At 65.2% G+C, this 18,895-nt stretch carries 17 protein-coding genes and 1 pseudogene; 7 read left to right on the forward strand and 11 right to left on the reverse strand.

Annotated features, from left to right (window positions below):
* Nucleotides 1-10 precede the first annotated feature (10 nt).
* Nucleotides 11-229 (reverse strand): ribbon-helix-helix protein, CopG family, encoded by a 219-nt coding sequence (locus IPL75_22525; protein ID MBK9242971.1) that lies wholly within the window; start codon nucleotides 227-229, stop codon nucleotides 11-13.
* 124 nt (nucleotides 230-353) lie between these two features.
* On the opposite strand from IPL75_22525, the gene IPL75_22530 reads away from it, so the two are divergent.
* Complete coding sequence (locus IPL75_22530; protein ID MBK9242972.1) at nucleotides 354-761, forward strand: BlaI/MecI/CopY family transcriptional regulator; 408 nt, start codon at nucleotides 354-356, stop codon at nucleotides 759-761.
* Complete coding sequence (locus tag IPL75_22535; protein MBK9242973.1) at nucleotides 758-1,819, forward strand: M56 family metallopeptidase; 1,062 nt, start codon at nucleotides 758-760, stop codon at nucleotides 1,817-1,819. Before IPL75_22530 ends, IPL75_22535 begins: the two co-directional genes overlap by 4 nt.
* Before the next feature lie 156 nt (nucleotides 1,820-1,975).
* Here the strand turns inward: IPL75_22535 and IPL75_22540 are convergent, their stop codons facing one another.
* The 10 genes and pseudogenes from IPL75_22540 to IPL75_22585 form a co-directional block, all read right to left on the reverse strand.
* Nucleotides 1,976-2,335, reverse strand: a complete 360-nt coding sequence (locus IPL75_22540; GenBank protein MBK9242974.1) for a hypothetical protein — start codon at nucleotides 2,333-2,335, stop codon at nucleotides 1,976-1,978.
* Between the two features lie 114 nt (nucleotides 2,336-2,449).
* The gene (locus tag IPL75_22545; protein ID MBK9242975.1) at nucleotides 2,450-4,918 is read right to left on the reverse strand and encodes an ABC transporter permease; all 2,469 of its coding nucleotides are present in this window, start codon (nucleotides 4,916-4,918) and stop codon (nucleotides 2,450-2,452) included.
* 228 nt (nucleotides 4,919-5,146) lie between these two features.
* Nucleotides 5,147-5,470, reverse strand: coding sequence for an SRPBCC family protein (locus IPL75_22550; protein ID MBK9242976.1), 324 nt, complete (start codon nucleotides 5,468-5,470; stop codon nucleotides 5,147-5,149).
* A gap of 11 nt (nucleotides 5,471-5,481) precedes the next feature.
* Nucleotides 5,482-7,425: an ABC transporter ATP-binding protein gene (locus tag IPL75_22555; GenBank protein MBK9242977.1), complete on the reverse strand. Its 1,944-nt coding sequence runs from the start codon at nucleotides 7,423-7,425 to the stop codon at nucleotides 5,482-5,484.
* 41 nt (nucleotides 7,426-7,466) lie between these two features.
* Nucleotides 7,467-8,500: pseudogene (locus IPL75_22560) on the reverse strand (IS30 family transposase).
* 221 nt (nucleotides 8,501-8,721) lie between these two features.
* Nucleotides 8,722-9,990, reverse strand: a complete 1,269-nt coding sequence (locus tag IPL75_22565; GenBank protein ID MBK9242978.1) for a PD40 domain-containing protein — start codon at nucleotides 9,988-9,990, stop codon at nucleotides 8,722-8,724.
* Entirely contained in the window at nucleotides 9,906-10,835 is a 930-nt protein-coding gene (locus IPL75_22570) for a PD40 domain-containing protein (protein MBK9242979.1), read from the reverse strand. The genes IPL75_22565 and IPL75_22570 overlap by 85 nt, the downstream gene beginning before the upstream one ends.
* A 44-nt stretch (nucleotides 10,836-10,879) precedes the next feature.
* Nucleotides 10,880-11,539, reverse strand: coding sequence for a serine/threonine protein kinase (locus IPL75_22575; GenBank protein ID MBK9242980.1), 660 nt, complete (start codon nucleotides 11,537-11,539; stop codon nucleotides 10,880-10,882).
* Nucleotides 11,526-11,675, reverse strand: coding sequence for a hypothetical protein (locus tag IPL75_22580; GenBank protein MBK9242981.1), 150 nt, complete (start codon nucleotides 11,673-11,675; stop codon nucleotides 11,526-11,528). Before IPL75_22580 ends, IPL75_22575 begins: the two co-directional genes overlap by 14 nt.
* Before the next feature lie 143 nt (nucleotides 11,676-11,818).
* Nucleotides 11,819-13,030 (reverse strand): ATP-binding protein, encoded by a 1,212-nt coding sequence (locus tag IPL75_22585; GenBank protein ID MBK9242982.1) that lies wholly within the window; start codon nucleotides 13,028-13,030, stop codon nucleotides 11,819-11,821.
* Nucleotides 13,031-13,180: 150 nt separating this feature from the next.
* Between IPL75_22585 and IPL75_22590 the strand changes: the two genes are divergently transcribed.
* From IPL75_22590 to IPL75_22610, 5 genes are read left to right on the forward strand one after another with little or no spacing between them, the layout of a single operon-like run.
* A complete protein-coding gene (locus IPL75_22590) occupies nucleotides 13,181-13,501 on the forward strand; it encodes a PadR family transcriptional regulator (protein ID MBK9242983.1) in 321 nt (106 codons plus the stop codon).
* Nucleotides 13,502-13,508: 7 nt separating this feature from the next.
* Nucleotides 13,509-13,838: a hypothetical protein gene (locus tag IPL75_22595; GenBank protein MBK9242984.1), complete on the forward strand. Its 330-nt coding sequence runs from the start codon at nucleotides 13,509-13,511 to the stop codon at nucleotides 13,836-13,838.
* The gene (locus IPL75_22600; protein MBK9242985.1) at nucleotides 13,835-15,265 is read left to right on the forward strand and encodes an ABC transporter permease; all 1,431 of its coding nucleotides are present in this window, start codon (nucleotides 13,835-13,837) and stop codon (nucleotides 15,263-15,265) included. Before IPL75_22595 ends, IPL75_22600 begins: the two co-directional genes overlap by 4 nt.
* On the forward strand, nucleotides 15,265-16,068 hold the full coding sequence (locus tag IPL75_22605; GenBank protein ID MBK9242986.1) for an FtsX-like permease family protein: 804 nt from the start codon (nucleotides 15,265-15,267) through the stop codon (nucleotides 16,066-16,068). Before IPL75_22600 ends, IPL75_22605 begins: the two co-directional genes overlap by 1 nt.
* Nucleotides 16,069-16,108: 40 nt before the next feature.
* On the forward strand, nucleotides 16,109-18,715 hold the full coding sequence (locus IPL75_22610) for an ABC transporter permease (protein MBK9242987.1): 2,607 nt from the start codon (nucleotides 16,109-16,111) through the stop codon (nucleotides 18,713-18,715).
* The last annotated feature ends 180 nt before the right edge of the window (nucleotides 18,716-18,895 follow it).

Below are 18,895 nucleotides of genomic sequence, written 5' to 3' on the forward strand. Positions count from 1 at the left end.
TGGGGCTTCACTAGACCCACTCGTTTCGGAGCCGTTCCTGCTGTGCCAGCGCGTCTTCGGTCCGGTCACGCCACAACCCGAACGCCCCTGCGGCACCGGCCTTCGCCTGTTCGGCAAGCATGGCCGTGACGGCGCGCCGGATCGCCTCGGCCCGCGAGACGTTTTCTCTCCGGCAATGGGCATCAAGGTGTGCCAGTTGGTCCTGGGGAAGCTCGATAATCGTCCGCATGATGACGTCATCATATCACGTCATCATCAGTTGCGGCCAGGACTCCCGTGGGGGCCCGTACGTCCATTCGGAAAGACCGATCTGCGTTTCTGAGTGACGAAAGTCTTCGTGTAATATCGCGCCAATGCCTCCGAGTGACGTGCCGCTGCCCACCTCAAGCGAACTCGAGATCCTGCGCGTGATCTGGAAGCGCGGACCCAGCACCGTGCGCGAGGTCTACCGCACGATGGAACAGGATCGCGAGATCGGGTACTCCACCGTCCTCAAATTCATGCAGATCATGACCGAGAAGGGGTCCCTGGTCAGGGACGAAACCGTTCGTCCGCAGGTCTACCGGGCAGCCCGGCCTGAACGTCATGTCCAACAGGGCATCGTCCGCGATCTGGTCAGCCGGGCGTTCGGCGGCTCGTCGGCCAGCCTGGCGATGCAGGCACTCTCCGACAAGAAGGCGTCGCCAGATGAGCGCCGGCAGATTCGCGAGCTGCTCGACGCGATGGATGGCGGCTCAAAGAAGGAAAGGAAAACGAAATGAGCCTGACGGTTCTCGGATGGGCGGTCATCCACTCGTTGTGGCAGTGCACACTCCTGGCGGGAGTTGCCGCCTTGATCCTGAGCATCCTGCCCGACTCGAGGGCACGGGTCCGCCACCTGGTGGCGTTCGCCGGCCTGGTTGCCATGGTTGCGCTGCCGCTCGCCACTGCGCTCGCCTCCGCTGACCCCATGGGCGAAAGCATCCGCCGCCCGGTGATGCTCGCCATTGATGACGCCGTCGGCCTTCCGGCGGTGGTCGAGGTGCGAGCCTTCGTGGTTCCCGCGGCAGCCGCACTGTGGCTCGGTGGCCTGATCCTCTACGCCGTGAAAATTGGACGCGAGTGGCGTCGCGCGCAACAGCTCCAGCGACTCGACCTCGACGAAGCTGGTGAGCCGCTCGAGTCCGTAGTAGCCGAACTTCGCTCGCAACTCTCGCTGCGAACCAGCGTCGATGTGCGCCGTTCGCGCCGCGCCACCGTGCCGATGGTGCTCGGCTGGATACGACCGACCATTCTGCTGCCCGTCGGCACCGCAGCCTCACTCGCGCCGCGACAGTTGCGCGCAATCCTCGCCCACGAACTCGCCCATGTCCGCCGGCGAGACTATCTTGCGAACCTCATCCAGATGGCCGCGGAAACGGTGCTCTTCCACCATCCCGCCGCACACTGGATCTCGCGCCGCATCCGCACCGAGCGCGAGTACTGCTGCGACGACGTGGCCGTCGGCGTGGGATCGGACCCGGCTGATTACGCTCGAGCGCTCGCGGCGTTGGACGATGCGCGCGATGATTGCCGCCTGGCCGTGGCGGCGGCATCTGGCACGCTCCTCGATCGAATCCAACGCATCGTGGGCCACCCACGGCCGATGTTGACGCCGATGCGCGGAATTGCGGTGCTGGCCACCGCATCGCTGGTGGCGGCAATCATGATCGCGCTGACGGCGGTGGTCCCGCCAGACCTGCCTCTGGATGTGAAGATGCGGTCCAGGATGCCTGGCCCTGCCTCAGGAGGGCCGCCTCCGGCTGATGCCGTGAGCCTTCCACGGACGCCGCAACGTTAGTGTGACGTCACGTAGGGCGCGCTGGGTCTCAAGCGCGCCGTGATTCGCGGCCTTGAGACCCAGGCCGCGCTACGAAGACAAGCCGCGCGCTACGAAGGCTCCCACCGTACGTAGCTCGGCCTGTTCCTCAAGGCCGAGGGGGGGCGCACCACCACCCTACTCCCACAGCGGCTTGCCGGTTGCGTCGCGCAGTGTCAGCGTCTTCGCTCCGACTTTGACCGAGCGCGGCTGCATCGCGGGATTTCCGTTGTACTTGTATCCGGACAATCCGACAACTTGCACGGTGGCGCCCTTGGTGAACGCCACTCCCTGTTTCTGCACCCAGGCCTCGGGGCCGAGAATCACGCCCAGCGGCGCGCCATTCACGGTGAGCATCAGGATGACTCGCGTCCCATCGGGCACCTCGATCGTCTCGGTTCCGGTGACCGTGCCTGAGACCGTGACCTCCTTCGATGGGTCGTAGGGCGGCGGGCCGCCCTGCCGGCGCTCTTGCGCACCGAGTGTTGAAGTCACCATAAGAGCAAGCGCAAGGAAAAACGACCTCTGAGGTCGTTTTGAGTACCAACCAGCGGAAACGACCTCAGAGGTCTTACGAGCTTTCAGCATGTGTATTCTCCAGTTCAATGAGCGTCAGTCGTGACGAAGCGCGGCGAGGGCGCTGACGCGAGTCGCTCTCCACGCGGGAATGAGGACGGCGACGAGACCAATGGCCGAAAGCAGCAGGGCCACGGTCACGAGAGCCACCGGGTCTGCGGGCGTCACTTCGTGCAGAAGCCCTGTGAGTGACTGGGCCAGCCACATCGCAGCCAGCAGGCCCGCAGCCAGGCCCGTGAACACCACCAGCACACCATCGCGCATGATCACGCGAAGCACCTGCGCGGGCGTGGCGCCCAGCGCCATGTGTACGCCAATTTCGCGCGTGCGACGACTGGCGCTGTAGGCCATGACGCCGTACACGCCGACGGCCGCCATCACGAGGGCCACCAGAGCGAAGAGCCCAAGTGCCGTGGCGCTGAATCTCGGTCCTGCCACAAGCCCGGCCACCTCTTCGTCCAGCGTCCGAACATTAAAGATGGGCATCTCAGGATCAAGCGATGACACCATCGCGCGCACCTGACCCGGCTGTGCGGCGGCGCCGGTACCGCGGAAGACCAACGTCACGGTGGCCATCCACGACAGCACATCCTTCGACTGGCGCAGCGGGATGTAGGCGGCCGGGTCCGATGTGACACCCTGCGAAGCCTGCCCCGCGGGCATCACATCGCGCACGACACCAATCACACGACGGCTGCCCGACTCGGAATAGAGCATCGCGCCAATCGGATCGCGGCCGGGAAAGTGGAGTCGCGCCAGGCGTTGCGACAACACCATCACCAACTCAGACCCTTCGGTGTCTTTGTCAGTGAACGTCCGGCCCGAGAGCAGCTGAAGGCCGGCGGCCTCCAGGAATCCCGCGCTCACCATGCGCACTTCCGCGACCTGCAATGTGAACGGATCCGCGAACATCGAGGTGCCGATCGGGTCATACGCAAAGCGGCCGGTGGGCTGCCGGTTCGGCATGGAGGTGGTCAGGCCCACGTGGCTCACGCCTTGAAGGCCTCGCGCTCGTTCGATCAGTCGTTCGTGGAATGCCAGGCGGGCATCGGGGCTCGGATACCGCGCGAGCGGCAGCGTGACCTGCACCGCGAGGGCGTTGTGCGGGTCGAAGCCCTGATCCACAAGCACGAGGCTGACGAACGAACGTAGCAACAGGCCGGCGCCGACGAGCAACACCACGGTGAGCGCCAACTCTGCGGCAGCCAACGCGTTCAGTTTCCGGCGCGCCACAACCACTGGAACGAGGCTGGATTCCGTCGCTGCGCGCGCCAGGGTACGGATACCGTCGAGGGTGATGACCCGTCCCGCCGACAACACGCCAAACGCGGCACTGGCCACCACCACCAGCGCCGCCGTGAAGCTGAGCACAAGTGGATCGAGGCCGGCTTCCTCAAGCCGGGGCAGATCGGGTGGCGCGATGTGAACGAGTGCCGCGAGCGCCAGTTTGCCCACGATGAGCCCAGCCATGCCACCGAGGATCGCGAGGGTCGTGCCTTCCACGAAGAGTTGCCGCACCAGTCGGCCGCGGCCGGCACCAAGAGCCAGTCGAATCGAAAATTCGCGCGCGCGGCCCGCGCCTCGCGTCAGTAGAAGCAACGCGATGTTGACTGTCGCAATGACCGACACCAGTCCGACTGCGGCCAGCAGCACCCACAACACGCGCCCGTACTTGCCCACCATCTGATCCTGCAGGGTGCGAGCCAACAGCGTGGACTGGACTCTCGGGTCTCCGCCATCGGTCAGGTGGCGCATGCCCTCGGTGACCGCTGCATCGACAATGATGCCGGGCCGCAGCCGCGCGATGGCAGGCAACACCATCCCGCGCCCCCCTCCGATCTCCAGTAGTTGGGGCACCCAGAACGCGGTTTCTGGTGTCGGAAACGCGAAGGCTTCTGGCATCACGCCTGTGACGAGGAACGAGTCGCCATCGAGCGTGATCGATGTGCCGACGATCGAGGTGTTGGCGCCGAAGTACCGCTGCCAGGTGGTGTGGCTTAGCACGATCTGCCTGACATCGCGTGTGCCGGCATCAAACGGCCGGCCGGCCGCCGGCGCCGTGCCAAGAAGGGCGAACAAATTGGGCGTGGCCGACAGTCCGATGAGCCTCACCGGGCCTTCAGGCGTTGTCAGCGTCTTGGCGGAGTCGTTGAAGAGCGCCATCTCTTCGAGCGTGACCGTGTCTGCGGCCCACTGGAGCGCCTCGGACACCGGCAGCGCATCAAAGCCCACGCTGCCACGCGGGCTTTGCGACTCCATGCGGAATCGCACGATGCGGTCGGCGTCTGCGTACGGCAGGGGCCGCAGCAGCACGGCGTGCACAGCCGAGAAGATCGCCGTGGGCGCGCCAATTCCTAACGCCAGCGTAAGGAGGGCCACCACGGCAAACCCGCGCTGGCGGGCCAATTGCCGCAGGGCAAGCGCGATGTCGCGAAGGACGTCGTGAACTAGCGCGGAAAGTGCCATCAGGAAGTCGTCACGGAGTTTGACGTAACTCTTCGTCAAAAGTCACGAAGTTTTTCGTCACACGCGTCATGCGTCCGATGACGGACGCTTGAAGCGTTGTCGGGGTCCCGGAGTCCCGGGGTCCCGAAGTCGGTCTTCGGAGGCCGGGTCTTTAGACCCGGCAACTACTTTTCTATGAGCGCCTTGAGCCGCGCCAGATCCGCCTGAAGGCCCGACTGGAGCGGGCCGGTCACCATCGACTCGGGAATGAACGGCATGTCTTTAAGTTCACCCGTGTTCTGGACCTGCACGCGAGAGCCCGCCCGATCGCTGAATGCCGATGCGGGCGGATCCCACAAACGGGCCATCCACGATCTTGAACGCCAGCACGTGGGGAAAGTGCACGGTCTCCACCTCGGTGGTCCACGTCAGCGGCTGGCCCATGAACTTGCCGTGGTGCCGCACGCGCGCACCCGGCGCCAGCGCGGGATCGAGCACCTCCACCCGCTCCACCGCGCTCATCCATTCCGCATAACGCTGCGGGTCGAACATCACGCCCGCGATAGTGGCAGGGGACGCGGCAATTTCAATTTCGGCACGAACATCAATCATGGTGACAGTACCTATATCACCGGCGCGGTGTCTGCGCGCGCTTCCGCCTCGTCCTGCTGCTGTTGCTGCATCTGCCGCACCACCATGGCCGCGTATTCGCCGCCGGCGGCCATCAACTGCTCGTGTGTGCCGCGCTCCACGATGCGGCCGTCCGCCATCAGCAGGATCATGTCGGCCCGCCGAATCGTGGACAGCCGATGCGCGATGATGAACGTCGTTCTCCCTGCCAGCAGCGACGCCATGGCCGCCTGAATGAGTTGCTCGCTCTCGGTATCCAGATTGCTCGTCGCCTCGTCCAGAATGAGAATCTGTGGCGAGGCCAGGATGGCGCGCGCGATCGCGAGGCGCTGTTGCTGTCCACCCGACAGTTTCACGCCTCGCTCCCCCACAAACGTGTCGTAGCCACCAGGCATCTTTGCGATGAACTCGTGCGCGTTCGCCCTGCGCGCGGCGTCCTCCACTTCTTCGGCGGTCGCATTGTGCCGTCCGTAGGCGATGTTGTCGCGCACGGACCCGTCGAAGAGAAAGACGTCCTGCTGGACGATGGCGAGCAGTCGGCGATAGGAGCGGAGTGTGAAATCGCGGATGTCGGTGCCGTTCACGAGGATGCGGCCGCGCGTGGGGTCGTGAAACCGCGCCACCAGATCCGTCACTGTGGTCTTGCCTGCTCCACTGCGGCCAACCAGCGCCACCACCGAACCGCCAGGCACGGTGACGTCGAACGCGCGCACCACCGGCTGACCTTCCCGGTACTCAAACTCCACGTCGTCGAACTGGACGCCCGTCACCAGTTCCGGCGCGTGGCGTGCATCGATGCGGTCTGGCTTGTCGTTCTCCATCGCGAGCACGTCGAACACGCGTTCCATGGCCGCCAGCGACCGCTGCAACTCGGAGAATGAATTGACGATGTTCCAGACGGGGTTGAGGAGCAGGAACGTGAACCACTGGAACGCCATGATGTCGCCGATGGACGCGCCACCCTGCAGGTACAAGTAGCCGCCATACCAGATGATCACGACGTTGACGCCCGACACGAGCAGGCCCCAGGAGCCCCACAAGACGAGTTCGCGTCGCTGAGCGAACATCTCTTTGCGAAGCACAGCGTGCCGGCCCAGCAGGTACAACAACAGCTCACGAGTCTCGCGGCCGAAGGCGCGAACCACTCGGATGCCGGAAAACGTTTCGCCGACGCGACCGTCGATTTCCTCCACGTCCTTCCGCACCACGCGGTAGATGGGCCGCACACGTTTCGAGAACACGAAGCTCACCAGCATGGCGCCGGGAATGATCGCTATCGCGGTCAGGGCCAGCCGCCAGTTGAGGGCCATGAGGATGCTCACCGCCACGATCAGCCGGAACACCGAGATGGCGGGCGACATGATTGCGAGTTGAAGAAGGCCCGTCGTGGTGTCGACGTCACCGGTCAGGCGCGACAGGATGCCGCCGGTCTTCATCTCCCACAGTTTGGGGAGCGGCAGGTGCAGGAGGCGGTCGAACAGCGCCCGCCTGAGCGACAGCATGATCCGGGAGTTCAGCAGGCGCTGCCGGTAGTCCTTGAACACGCCGATCAGGCTCGACGCGATGACGAGCGCCAGGAATCCAGCGCCGCCCAGGTTCAGCCGCGTCAGTCGCGACGCGTTGTCGAGCGTGGTGTCGAGCAGGACGTCGTCGATGATGAACCGCATGAACAGCGGCTCCACCATCTGCAGCACGGCAACCAGCAGCGACAGGAAGACCACCAGTGCCACGGCGGAGCGGTGGGGCCACAACCGACGAACGTAGGCGCGCAGGTTCTGGCGCCGCTTCGCGTTTTTCTCTGCAGACGGTGCTCCAGACGCGCCGCCTTCCCCCGCCGGCTCATCGTCACTTTGATCGAGCGTGCCGAGCCGGTACGCCTGACGGAAATCCTGATACCGCTGCTTCGAAGCGCGACGGGGGTTGGGGGGCGTGGCCATGAAGGGAAGCAGCTACTTTAAGGTACGTAGCTCGGTTCGATTCACGCGGTCGATGCAACGGCCGCCGCTAGTCTATCCGCAGGCGTTTCATAATCGAGCGTTTTGCGCGGACGCGTATTGAGCCGATCCGCAATCCGGTTGAGTTTCGCCTGGCTGAAGGTGCGCAGGTCCGTGCCCTCGGGAAAGCCTGCCGGAGCAGCCCATTGGTGTTTTCGTTGGTTCCGCGCTGCCACGGGCTCTGCGGATCGCAGAAATACACTTGCACGTTGGTGGCCATCGTGAATTGCCGATGGGCCGCCATCTCCGATCCCCGATCCCAGGTGAGCGAGCGTCGCAGCTGTGGCGGTAGCTGCCGAATGTGACGCGCGAGGGTGCGCGCGACGCTGGGCGCATCGATCTGCGGCGTGCGCACCAGCATCACGAACCGCGAGTGCCGTTCGACCAGCGTGGCAATGTGGGAGTGGTGCGCCCCGCGGAGCAGATCGCCTTCCCAGTGACCCGGGACGGCGCGATCGGTCGCCTCGGCCGGCCGCTCCCGAATCGAGACCAGATCCGCAATGCGCGAGTGCGTCAGGGCGGGCCGGCGCCGGGGGCGTCGCAACGCCCCCGCGCGTCGTAAATGCTGCACGAGGGCGCGCTTGAGGACGCCGCGGGCCTGGACAAACAGACTGCGATAAATCGTCTCGTGTGAGACTTGCATCTCGGGATTATCACGGTAGCGTCGCCGCAACCACGCGGCAATCTGCTGCGGCGACCAATCCTGCGTCAAGGCGGCCGCGACGACCGCGCGTAAGCGCGGCTGCTGGGCCAACCGACAGGGCTTCGGGCGCCGGGCCCGCCGCCACGCCGCGTGGTCGGCGGTGGCCGCGCGATACCGCGTGCGTCCGCCATGCCGATGCACTTCGCGGCTGATGGTCGACGTCGGACGGTGCAGCCGTCGGCCGATGGCCGCGAAGCTGTCGTGGGCCGCCACCCCACGCGAAATCTCCTCGCGCTCCGCCGCCGTCAGCGTCCGCGGGGCGCGACGCCGGGGACGCGGCGGGATGCCGCCCCACTCGCGAATCACGCTATGGATCGTTTGGCCCGACGCGCCGACCGCCGCCCCCATCGCCGCGTCGTTTCGCCCCGTTGTCGCCGCGCCCAGATCTCTGCTTTCAGGACTTCGCTCATGTCGAATGCTTGCACGCTCCACCTCCGTGGACCGTTGCAATCACCGCTTGAATTCACCCGGGCTGCTCCTCAAGCCCGAGTGTCGCCTCGGCCTTGAGGACCAGGCGAGCTACGTACTGCCGTCAACTATCGATTCACGCCGAGCTTGCCTCGCAGCTCCTCGGCAAAATTGACGATGAAGACAAACGGAGGCCGGTTGGCGCCCTGGTCCAGCGCGGTAGTTGTCGCGTCGCCTTTGATCGCGATGAACCGTTTGCCGTCGCGCGAGACGTCCCAGGACGGAGCGATAGGAGAGACCAGAATCCCTCGAAGGTCGAACAGCTTCACGGGAGGGCCATGGCTGAAGACCGGAGTTGTGGCGACGGCCGCGACATACAGCTCACCGGCCCCTTGCCCGGCAACCGGTCTCTGGTAAAACAGTTCCTTGCCGTCGGAAGACCATGCGGGTTTGACGCCACCGGTGGTGGAAATCTGCCGGGTCCCCGCGTTCACGTCTGGGAACTGCGAAACAAAGACCTGGAATTCGCCGGACTTCGACGATTCGTAGGCGATAAAACGGCCATCGGGCGAGACGGTTCCATTCCGCTCTTCGACTGGCGTCGCGACGAGTGGCGTCCTCTGGCGCGTGTCCATCGTCATCATCGCGAGGTCGTTGCTGTTGTTCATTCCATATTCGGTGAACAGCAACTGGTTGGCGCCGGCAAAACCGGTGGGGGCGTGATTGGTGGCTGCGGTCGTCAGCTGGTCCACCGTTCCAGAGTTGTCGGCGGCTTGCGAGAACAGTTGATAGTCCGGCCCTGCACGATTGCTTCGAAACACGATGCGGCGGCTGTCGGGCGTCCAGACCGGTGCGCCGTCGCTGGCGTTGTCCAGTGTCAGCTTCTCCAGGGTCTCATCCTTGAATCGCCACACCCAAATGTCGGAGTTGAGGACACTGTTGATCTGGACGGCCACGCTCGTGTTGTCTGGTGAGAGGTGCAACGCGGCATATTCCTGAAGGGGTGCATTGTTGATGGGGGTTTCCTGGCCTTTCCGATCCAGCCAGATCAGGGAACGCCTGGCACCTTCCACGCTGTAGGAACCTGGCGCGTACGTGAGGGCACCGGTCTCTGACACGGCGAACTGCGCGGAACCGTTCGGGCCCATGGTGACACGGTCGGCCACCGGCACCGCATCTCCCCGGACTTCCAATGTCTTCAGATCAAACCGAACCGCACGAAGCGTGCCTGCCACGCCATACACGAGGTAGCCGGGCCCGCCCCGAGCACCGCCGAGGGGCGCGACGTATTCCGCCTGGCTGCCGCCTCGAATCAGGATCTTCTGCTCACCGGTGTTGAGATCGAGCACGGCGACCTCCGAGTTCTCGGCCGCCGCCGAGACGATGGTGAAGAGCACGGCTCAGCCACCGGCAGCAGAGTGGGAAAGAGGTGATCGCCCAGGCCAGCGCCGGGCTTTGTCAGTTCCTTGGGTTCCTGTCCTCCTCCGGATGGTACCGAGAGCAAGCCGATGGTTGTGCCGGCGGTGGCGAACACAATCGTGTCATCGGCACCCCAGGTGGCCCCGCGCGGTGGAGCCGTGAGCTTGCAGATCGTCACGGCGGGTCCGCCCGTAATCGAGACCTTCTTCAGCTCGGTCGCGCCCTGTGAAAACCCGATCCACTTTCCGTCGTATGAAAAAAACGGCTGGCGCGCGCCCGTGATGCCCGGGATCGGTTCTGCTTCGATACTGTCGATCGCTCGCACCACAAGCTTGCCGTCCGGGGCTGACACATACACCACGCGTGTGCCGTCTGGCGAAATCGCCAGGCTCCGCTCGAATGTGGCGGAGGCGTACGCCAGCGCCGCGGGAGGCACGATCGAGAGGTGCATCGCCTGCGCAGGCGGTGCGGCCTTCCACGGCGCCCACATCACCAGAGCAGTCACGAGTGAAATGGTGGTGACGGCCGCGATGGCCCAGGGGACGGCGGCGCTGCGAGCTGGCACAGGCGCAGCAGCCGCACTCGCGACGCTCACCACCGACGTGTCAGGCGCGCCCGCTTCGATCTTCGCAATCTCGACGCGCGCCTCACCGATGTCGCGCAGGCGCTGCTTCACGTCGCGATCGAGGCACCTTTCGAGCAGGCGCTTCAGTCGTGGCGGCGTGTCGGCGGGCAGCGCGGCCCAATCCACATCCTGCCGCAGCACGGCCGCGAGCGTGTCCGAGACGTCTTCTCCCTTGAAACAGCGCTGGGCCGTCAGCATCTCGCTACAACACGACACCGAACGCCCAGATGTCGGCGCGCCGGTCAACGCTGCGCCCCTTCGCCTGCTCCGGCGCCATACGCCGCCGTACCGAGGATGGTGCCGATCTGGGTGGCGCGAGCGGTGAGCGTCGGCGAGTTTGAGGGGTCCTGGGGTCCCGAAGTCCTGGAGTCCAAGGCTTTGGCCAAGCCAAAATCCAGCACCTTCACCACACCGTCGTCTCGCACCTTGATGTTGGCGGGCTTCAGGTCGCGGTGGATGATGCCGAGTTCGTGCGCGGCCTCGAGCGCCTCGGCGATCTGGCGCGCGATGGGCAACGCGTCAGCAAGGGGGATTCCTCCGAATGGAGGCCGGGTCTTTAGACCCGGCGAATTTGCCGGGTCTGAAGACCCGGCCTCCGAAGATCGAATCATCTCCGCCAGGGTCGGCCCCTCGACAAGCTCCATCACGATCGCGTGCGTGTCAGCTGAGTCTTCGAACCCATGAATGTGCGCGATGTTCGGGTGGTTGAGCGCGCCCAGCACCTGCGCCTCGCGCTGGAATCTCGCGAGCCGATCGGGATCGTCGGCGAGGAGAGCCGGCAACACCTTCAGCGCGACGTCGCGATTGAGCTTCGCGTCCCTGGCCCGATACACCTGACCCATTCCGCCTTCGCCCAGGAGGGCCACGACGTGATACGGACCGATGGTTTTACCGATCATCACCGTGGCTCTGCTGGGCTTCGGCGAGACCTCGCCGGAGCAGGCGGCCGGAGGCCGCCGCCAGCGTAGGCGGGCCGCCTTCGCCAATGAGCCCGACGACTTCGTAGGGGCCGATGCGGGTTCCGGCGCTCAAGGACATGGGGCGGGCGGATTATATCGGGAATCGTGACGACTCCCCGCGCCATTGAATCTCGTAGGGCGGCCTGGGTCTCAAGGCCGCCGAATGGCCGCGGCGTTGAAGTGCACGCCGCGCTACGAAATGCGTGTCCCTACAAGGAGCGCTCAGCCCCACAGGGCGGATACAGGGGCGGCGACGATGCGGTCGGAGAGCGTGAACGTGCGGGGCCCCGTGTGAAGCACGATGCCGGCGACGAATTCTCTGTCGAACCGATCGCGCATCGTCATCAAATGGCGGGCTGCGGCGGCGGTGGGCGCGGCGTCGGCCTTCACCTCAATGGCAATGAGCCGGCCGCCCCCAAGCTCGACCAGGATGTCCACCTCGAGTCGGCCCTCCTGCTGCCGCACATGGAACAGACGCGGCCGCGTCTCGCTGACCGGCACTTCTGCGCGAATCTGCGAGACCACGAAGGTCTCGAGTAACCGGCCGAACAGATCGCCCTGGCGAAGTGCGCCGTTGGTGTCGAGTCGCAGTGCTGCGCCGGCCAGTGCCGGATCGACAAGGTGGCGCTTTGGACCAAGCACGAGGCGCTTAAGCCGATTCGAGGTCCACGCAGGCAAAGTCTCAGTGACAAACAGATTGCTGAGAAGCCGGTCGTAGGCCAGCGCGGTCTTGCGGTTGATTCCGGCCGCATCAAACAGCGTCTTTTCATCCACGACGCCCGCCGTGTTGAGCGCATACGCCTCCATATAACGACGGAGCCGAACGGGGTCACGACCCGATTCGATCAATTCCACGTCGCGGGTCAGAAGGTGCTCGAGATAGCTGTCCAGCCAGTGTTGTCGAGCCGCGCCATTCAGTCGAAGAGCCGGTTCCGGGAATCCGCTCTGAAAGATGAGGTCGACATATCCGCGTAGATCTGGCGAGGGATGAGCCGGTTCAAGGGGCGCGCCTGACACCACGCGGTCGATGAACGACGGCCCCCGGACGGCACCCACCTGCTCGCGAATCGTCATACCGAACATCGGCAAGCGCGTCACGCGCCCAGTGCCGGGCCACCACTCGCCATCGAGTTCAGCACGCACCGAACCGGTAATGATGAACCGCGCGGGGTCGGGCCTGGCATCCACAGCACGCTTGATCGCGCCAAGCACGCCCGGCACCATCTGCCACTCGTCGATCAGGATCGGTTCCTGAAGTCCGCGAAGTGCAGCGTCCGGATCTGCCCTGAATGCCTGGGCCTCCGCGTCGGTGTCGAGCCGGACCATGGACCTCGCGTGACGAGCCGCGGTGGTGGTCTTGCCAGAAGCCCTTGGGCCGACGAGCAACAACGCGGGCAGCTGCTTGAATAGGGTTTGGATGGCACCGTCGAGCAGGCGGGCAGAATAGGCCACGCCCTATAATGCCACTTTTACACGGTTAACAATGCCTGTATTACGCAAGCATGGATGCTACTTTGCCAGTGGATCCAACCAATCCCCAAGCGATCTCGTCTCAGGCATAAGAACTTTAGGGATATCTCTCTTATGCCACCACTACCCCAAGGCACGCTCGACCTGCTCATCCTCCAGACCCTGGCCAACAAGCCCCGGCACGGCTACGCCATCGCCCGCTGGATCGAAGAATCCACCGACGACCTGCTGGCCGTTCAGGAAGGCGCCCTCTACCCGGCACTCGCGCGGCTCGAACGCCAGGGCTGGATCCAGTCGGAATGGAAACGCTCGGAACTGAACAAACAGGTGAAGGTCTACCAGTTGACCGCCAAGGGTCACACCGAACTGGAGATTCGCACCCAAAGTTGGAAGGCCCTGGCCGGCGCCATGACCAAGGTCTTCAACGCTCGGTGAGGATGCGATGAGTCACATCGACGACGAACTCGAATTCCACATCGAAATGCAGACCCGCCGATACATCGAGGCGGGCATGGACCCCGTCGCGGCGCGGGCCAAAGCCATGACACGCATGGGCGACCTCGATGCTGCCGCGAAGGCTGTGCACGCCATCAGACCGCCGAGTCAGGAGCCACCCGTGAACGAGACGCGATGGATGCACGGCCTCGGCCAGGACGTTCGCCACGCGATGCGCATCCTTCGGCGCTCTCCCGGCTACGTCGCCATCACCATCGCGATGCTCGCCATGGGCACCGGCGCCAGCACCGCCGTTTTTCGGTGGTCGATGGCGTGATTCTCCAGTCGCCGTTTGAGGATGTGGACAACCTGGCGCATTTGCGCATACAGGGTCCGGACGGACGGTTGACCAGCGCCGTGCCACGCGATCTCTACGAAGGCCTCTCGGCGAACCTTCCGGCACCAATTGCGTCGGCTGGCATCTTCGCCATCAGCTCCCCGGTCGTCACTGGCGTGGAGACTCCGAGGCGGACGCAAGTGGAGTGCCTCTCGTCCTCCATGGTCAACGTCCTCCGCGCCCGTCCCCGGATCGGACGATGGTTCAGTGCGGATGAGGATCATCCCGGGGCTCCAGGCGTCGCGGTGGTCAGTGCAAAGTTCTGGAAGAACACGCTTGGTGGCGACCCCAACGTGCTGGGCCGAACGATCGTGCTCGACGAGCACGCGGCGACGATCATCGGCGTGATGCCCGCGGGCTTCGATGGACCACTGTCGAGAATCAACCGCGACATCTGGGTACCACTCGGACAGGCGACCCGCGCGTCGGAACGATTCGGCTGCCGTCCACCAGGCAACACGGTGAATGCGCTGGTCCGCCTCAGCCCTGACGCGACGATGGAGTTGGGTACGGCGGCGCTCAGGAACGCGAGTGGCAGAGCGCTGAAACTGACGCCGCTCACCGATGGCACGACCGGAGACCTGCAGAGTCCGTTTCTGGCGTTGGTGGGAGCGGTGGCCGCGGTGCTGTTGATCGCCTTTGCCAACGTCGCCAACATGGGACTTGAGCGGCTGCTGGGACGCCGGCGCGAGCTTCACATCAGGGTGGCGCTTGGCGCCACTCGGGCACGCATCATCCGTGGCACGGTCATCGAACACCTGCTGGTGGCCACGGCCGGCGCCGCAGCGGGTGTGGCGCTGGCGTTTGTGGGATTTGACGCCATCATCGCGCTCCTGCCGCCCTCGCTTCCCAACCTCGACGCCGTCACGATCAATGGCCGCGTGCTGGCAGTGAGTGTGAGCCTGGCGCTGTGTGGAGGACTCGCGTCCGGGCTTGTAGCCGCCGTTCAAGCCTCAACGGCAGCGAGTCACTCAAGCGTCGCCAGCAGCGACCGCGGGCACACCCGGGGCAGCCGAATGACACGGCGGGTGCTGGTGGTCTCGGAACTCGCGCTCGGAGTGCTCATTCTGGTGGGCGCACTCCTGATGATCCGCACGTTCGTCACGCTGCGCCCGAGCGCGCCCGGCTTCGACCCCTCACACAAGGAGGTGGCTCTGGTTCGTCTGCCGCCTGCGACTCCTGAGGACGAACGTCTTCGCTTCTTCGAGACCGTACGCGAAGAGCTCGCGAGTCAACCGGGCATTCGCGAGGTCGCCGGCACGACGCATCTGCCGATGTACGGCAGCATCGCGTACTCGACCTGGCGATCGGCAACACCAAAGGCGAGGTCTTCACCGGCACGGCCAGCACCAACTACTTCGACCTGATGAAAATCCCAGTCGTGCGTGGGCGCGGTTTCAGGGATCAGGACCAGCAGGGGGCTGCGCCAATCGCCGTGGTGAACGAGGCCTTCGTGCGCCGATGGATGCCTGACCGCGAGCCCCTCGGCGCAACGCTGACGCTGAACGGCGGCGGCCTCACTGGCTCGCCCGTGACCATTGTGGGCGTGATCGGCGACACGCGGTCCATGGGGAGCGACACCCGCACACGTCCTGAAGTCCACCTGCCGTTTGCGCAAACGCTGATGGGCAATGCGTTGTTCGTCGTGAGCACGGACGCACGCGCGGCCGCCACACTGCCGACGGTCCTGCGCCAGATCGTGGCGCGTCAGCGGCCAGGCCAACTGGTGGACCGCATCGAAAACCTCGAGACCCTGATCGGGTCGCAGGTGGCCCTGCCGAGACTGGGGGCCTGGCTCTTCGGGACGTTTGCCTCGCTCGCGGTCCTGCTCAGCGCGGTGGGCCTGGCGGCCACGCTCGCGTGGTCGGTGGCACAGCGACGCCGCGAGATCGGCATTCGCATGGCGCTTGGCGCGAAACCCGCCGACGTTCGTGCCCTCATCGTCCGCCAGATGCTGGGCATGTCGGTGACGGGCGTGGCGCTCGGACTCCTGGCTGCGGCTGGCACCACACGACTACTGGCCGGCTGGCTCTACGGCGTCACGCCGCGTGACCCGGTGACGTTTGCCGCGTGCGGCGCCTTGATGCTGGCGGTGTCGGCTCTGGCGGCCTACCTGCCGGCGAGACGGGCAACGAGCATCGACCCACTCATCACGCTGCGGGGCGACTAAGAGATGACCGACACCGAGAGAGCTCGAATTCCACATCGAGATGCAGACACGCCGGTACATCGAGGCCGGCCTCGATCCCGACGCCGCACGCACAAAAGCCATGCAACGCATGGGCGACATCAAGGCCGCCGCCAGACGCACTGAGGCCATCACCATGACCGAGACACAAAAGACGCACCAGCCCTGGTTGCCGACGATGATGCAGGATGCGCGGTATGCCGTGCGTGTCCTCTCGCGAACACCGCTGTTCACCGCCACAGCCCTGCTGACGCTCGCCATCGGAATTGGTGCGACCACGGCCATCTTCAGCGTGGTGAATGCCGTACTGCTCCGCGACCTGCCGTATCCCAACGCGGGTCGCACACTGGTGTTCTACAACTCCTACCCGAAGACGGATCTGGTGCAGGCGGCCACATCGCCAGAAGAATTCGCCGATGTCCGAAGCCAGGCGCAGGCCTTCGAGCGCCTCGCGGGAATTCGACCCCAGCTGTCAGCGCTCACTGACGACTGCTTGACCACTGACTGCGAGCCGGAACGCGTGAATGCGTACGCCGTATCGCCCGAGTTGTTCGATCTGCTCGGCGTGCTCCCCCAGCGCGGGCGCCCGTTCGCGCCATCAGACGGCGTCACCGGGGCACCACGAGTTGTCATGCTGACCGATGCGTTGTGGCGGCGCCGCTACGATTCAGACCCCGCCATCGTGGGCCGCACCATCAACCTCGCCGGGCTGCCCCGCGTGGTGATTGGCATCATGCCGTCCGGGATGCGATTCCCGGACGAGCCCGTCGGCTACCTGACCGAACGTGCGGACATCTGGATACCCGTGAGCTGGGAACAGTTTCAGGACGAACGCGGCAATCAGTACCTGGTCACGCTCGCGTCACTCAAGCCGGGTATTTCAATGAGTCAGGCTCAGGCAGATCTGGACAGGGTGGGGGAAGGGTTCAAGACCCGGTTTCCCGACCGGTATGCGGAGCCGAAGGTTACCTGGCGGCTCGGGTCCATGTCGCTGACCGAACAGATGATCGGCGACGTACGCCTCGGCTTGATCGTGCTGTTCGGCGCGGTGGCGTGCGTGTTGCTCATCGCCTGCACCAACGTCGCGAACCTCATGCTCGCGCGCGGCGCATCACGGCGCCGCGAACTGGCCGTGCGCGCGGCCCTGGGCGCCAACCGACGGCGGCTGGTCCAGCAGCTTCTGGTGGAAACACTGGTGCTGACCACGGCCGGCACGGCGCTCGGACTCGGCGTGGCGGCGGCGGGCCTGCAATTGCTGCTCTCGCTTAACCCCGGGAACATTCCCCGCCTCGATACCGCACGTATCGACGCCAGCGTCATTATCTTTGCGGCCGCGCTCGCGCTTGTTACCGGAGTTCTCGTGGGACTGTTCCCCGCCCTTCGACAGTCGAGCGCCGACCCGCAGTCGGCCCTGGGCGATGCGGCACGCGGCACCGACACCACTTCGCCGCGACGACGCCTTCGCGGCGCACTGGTCGTCGCCGAAGTGGCGATGGCCGTGATGGTGCTCACCGGCGCGGCGCTCCTGATCCGCAGCTTCATCGCGATGGCGAGTGTGCCCGTCGGCGTCAGCGCAGACGGCGTAGCCGTGGCCCGCCTGTCGATTCCACGCGCCACCTATAACGAACCATCGAAGGTCTTCGCGTTTCACCGCACCATGCGCGATCGCCTCGCGGCCACACCCGGCGTCACCCGCGCGTCTGCCGTCTACCCTCTGCCGCTCTCCGGCCAGGGCTGGAGCGGCTCACTGGGCATCGTCGGACGCCCTGAAGTGGAGGGCATACCCGAACCTCACGCTGAATTCGCGGTGGCGATGCCGGGCTACTTCGACACGGTCGGCATCCCGCTGCTCCAGGGCCGTGACTTTTCAGACGCCGACACCCTCGGTGCGCCGCTGGCCGTGGTGGTTGACGACGAGTTTGCGCGGACCTATTTTCCGGGGCAGTCTGCGCTGGGTCAGCGCATCGCGGTCAACGGCAACACCGAAGAAGGGCCGTTCCAGACCGTGGTCGGCGTCGTCGGTCACGTGCGCAACAAAGGCGCGCGCGAGTCAGGCGAGTCGCAGCTATACCTCGCCGCGCTGCAGAAGCAGGAGTTCTCTCTCTTCTTCCTGGCCCGCACGGATGGCCAACCATCGGCACTTCTCCCAGCCATCCGCTCCGCGGTTCGAGAGCAGGATGCCAGGCTTCCGGTGGCGTCGCTGGGCACGATGGCTGAGGTGGTGGCGAAGTTCACCGCGCGCGAGCGGTTCAACATGCTGCTGTTCACGATCTTCGGCGGCGTCGCACTGGCCATCGCGTCAATCGGCCTATATGGCGTTCTCGCGTTTCTGGTCACCCAGCGCACGCGGGAGATCGGCATCCGCCTCGCGCTGGGCGGCAGGCCCGCTGAGCTCGTCCGCTCGGTGATGTTTGAAGGACTCGCGCTGACGATGGTCGGGCTGGTGCTGGGCCTTGGCGGCGCATTCCTGCTAGGGCGGTGGATGAAAGATCTGCTCTTCGAGGTCACACCCGCGGACCCGGTGACCTACGCGGTCATCACCGGGGTGATGCTCGGCGTCGCGGTGCTCGCTGCGCTCGGGCCGGCTCGCCGCGCGACTCGCGTCGATCCCGTTGAAGCGCTGCGGTGACGCTCGCGCGCGTGGCCTTCAAGCGCCAGGGTGTCCATTTGCGGCGCAGGTTGACCCAGGCAAGAGTGGCGTATGCCAGCTAATTGCCATTTCGTGCAAAAATGTAACGGGCTCTGCACAAATGACGGCATCTGCGGGGACTGATCGGTGAATCGGCTGCACAGTATTGCATCCGCTGCT

The sequence above is a fragment of the Acidobacteriota bacterium genome, assembly GCA_016716905.1.
Taxonomy (GTDB): Bacteria; Acidobacteriota; Vicinamibacteria; order Vicinamibacterales; family SCN-69-37; genus SYFT01.

What these genes read in the sequence shown, in the direction of transcription:
- IPL75_22525 (MBK9242971.1), bottom strand. Translation starts at nt 229, where the DNA reads ATGCGGACGATTATCGAGCTTCCCCAGGACCAACTGGCACACCTTGAT.
- IPL75_22530 (MBK9242972.1), top strand. Translation starts at nt 354, where the DNA reads ATGCCTCCGAGTGACGTGCCGCTGCCCACCTCAAGCGAACTCGAGATC.
- IPL75_22535 (MBK9242973.1), top strand. Translation starts at nt 758, where the DNA reads ATGAGCCTGACGGTTCTCGGATGGGCGGTCATCCACTCGTTGTGGCAG.
- IPL75_22540 (MBK9242974.1), bottom strand. Translation starts at nt 2,335, where the DNA reads ATGGTGACTTCAACACTCGGTGCGCAAGAGCGCCGGCAGGGCGGCCCG.
- IPL75_22550 (MBK9242976.1), bottom strand. Translation starts at nt 5,470, where the DNA reads ATGATTGATGTTCGTGCCGAAATTGAAATTGCCGCGTCCCCTGCCACT.
- IPL75_22555 (MBK9242977.1), bottom strand. Translation starts at nt 7,425, where the DNA reads ATGGCCACGCCCCCCAACCCCCGTCGCGCTTCGAAGCAGCGGTATCAG.
- IPL75_22570 (MBK9242979.1), bottom strand. Translation starts at nt 10,835, where the DNA reads ATGCTGACGGCCCAGCGCTGTTTCAAGGGAGAAGACGTCTCGGACACG.
- IPL75_22580 (MBK9242981.1), bottom strand. Translation starts at nt 11,675, where the DNA reads ATGTCCTTGAGCGCCGGAACCCGCATCGGCCCCTACGAAGTCGTCGGG.
- IPL75_22590 (MBK9242983.1), top strand. Translation starts at nt 13,181, where the DNA reads ATGCCACCACTACCCCAAGGCACGCTCGACCTGCTCATCCTCCAGACC.
- IPL75_22595 (MBK9242984.1), top strand. Translation starts at nt 13,509, where the DNA reads ATGAGTCACATCGACGACGAACTCGAATTCCACATCGAAATGCAGACC.
- IPL75_22605 (MBK9242986.1), top strand. Translation starts at nt 15,265, where the DNA reads ATGAAAATCCCAGTCGTGCGTGGGCGCGGTTTCAGGGATCAGGACCAG.
- IPL75_22610 (MBK9242987.1), top strand. Translation starts at nt 16,109, where the DNA reads ATGCAGACACGCCGGTACATCGAGGCCGGCCTCGATCCCGACGCCGCA.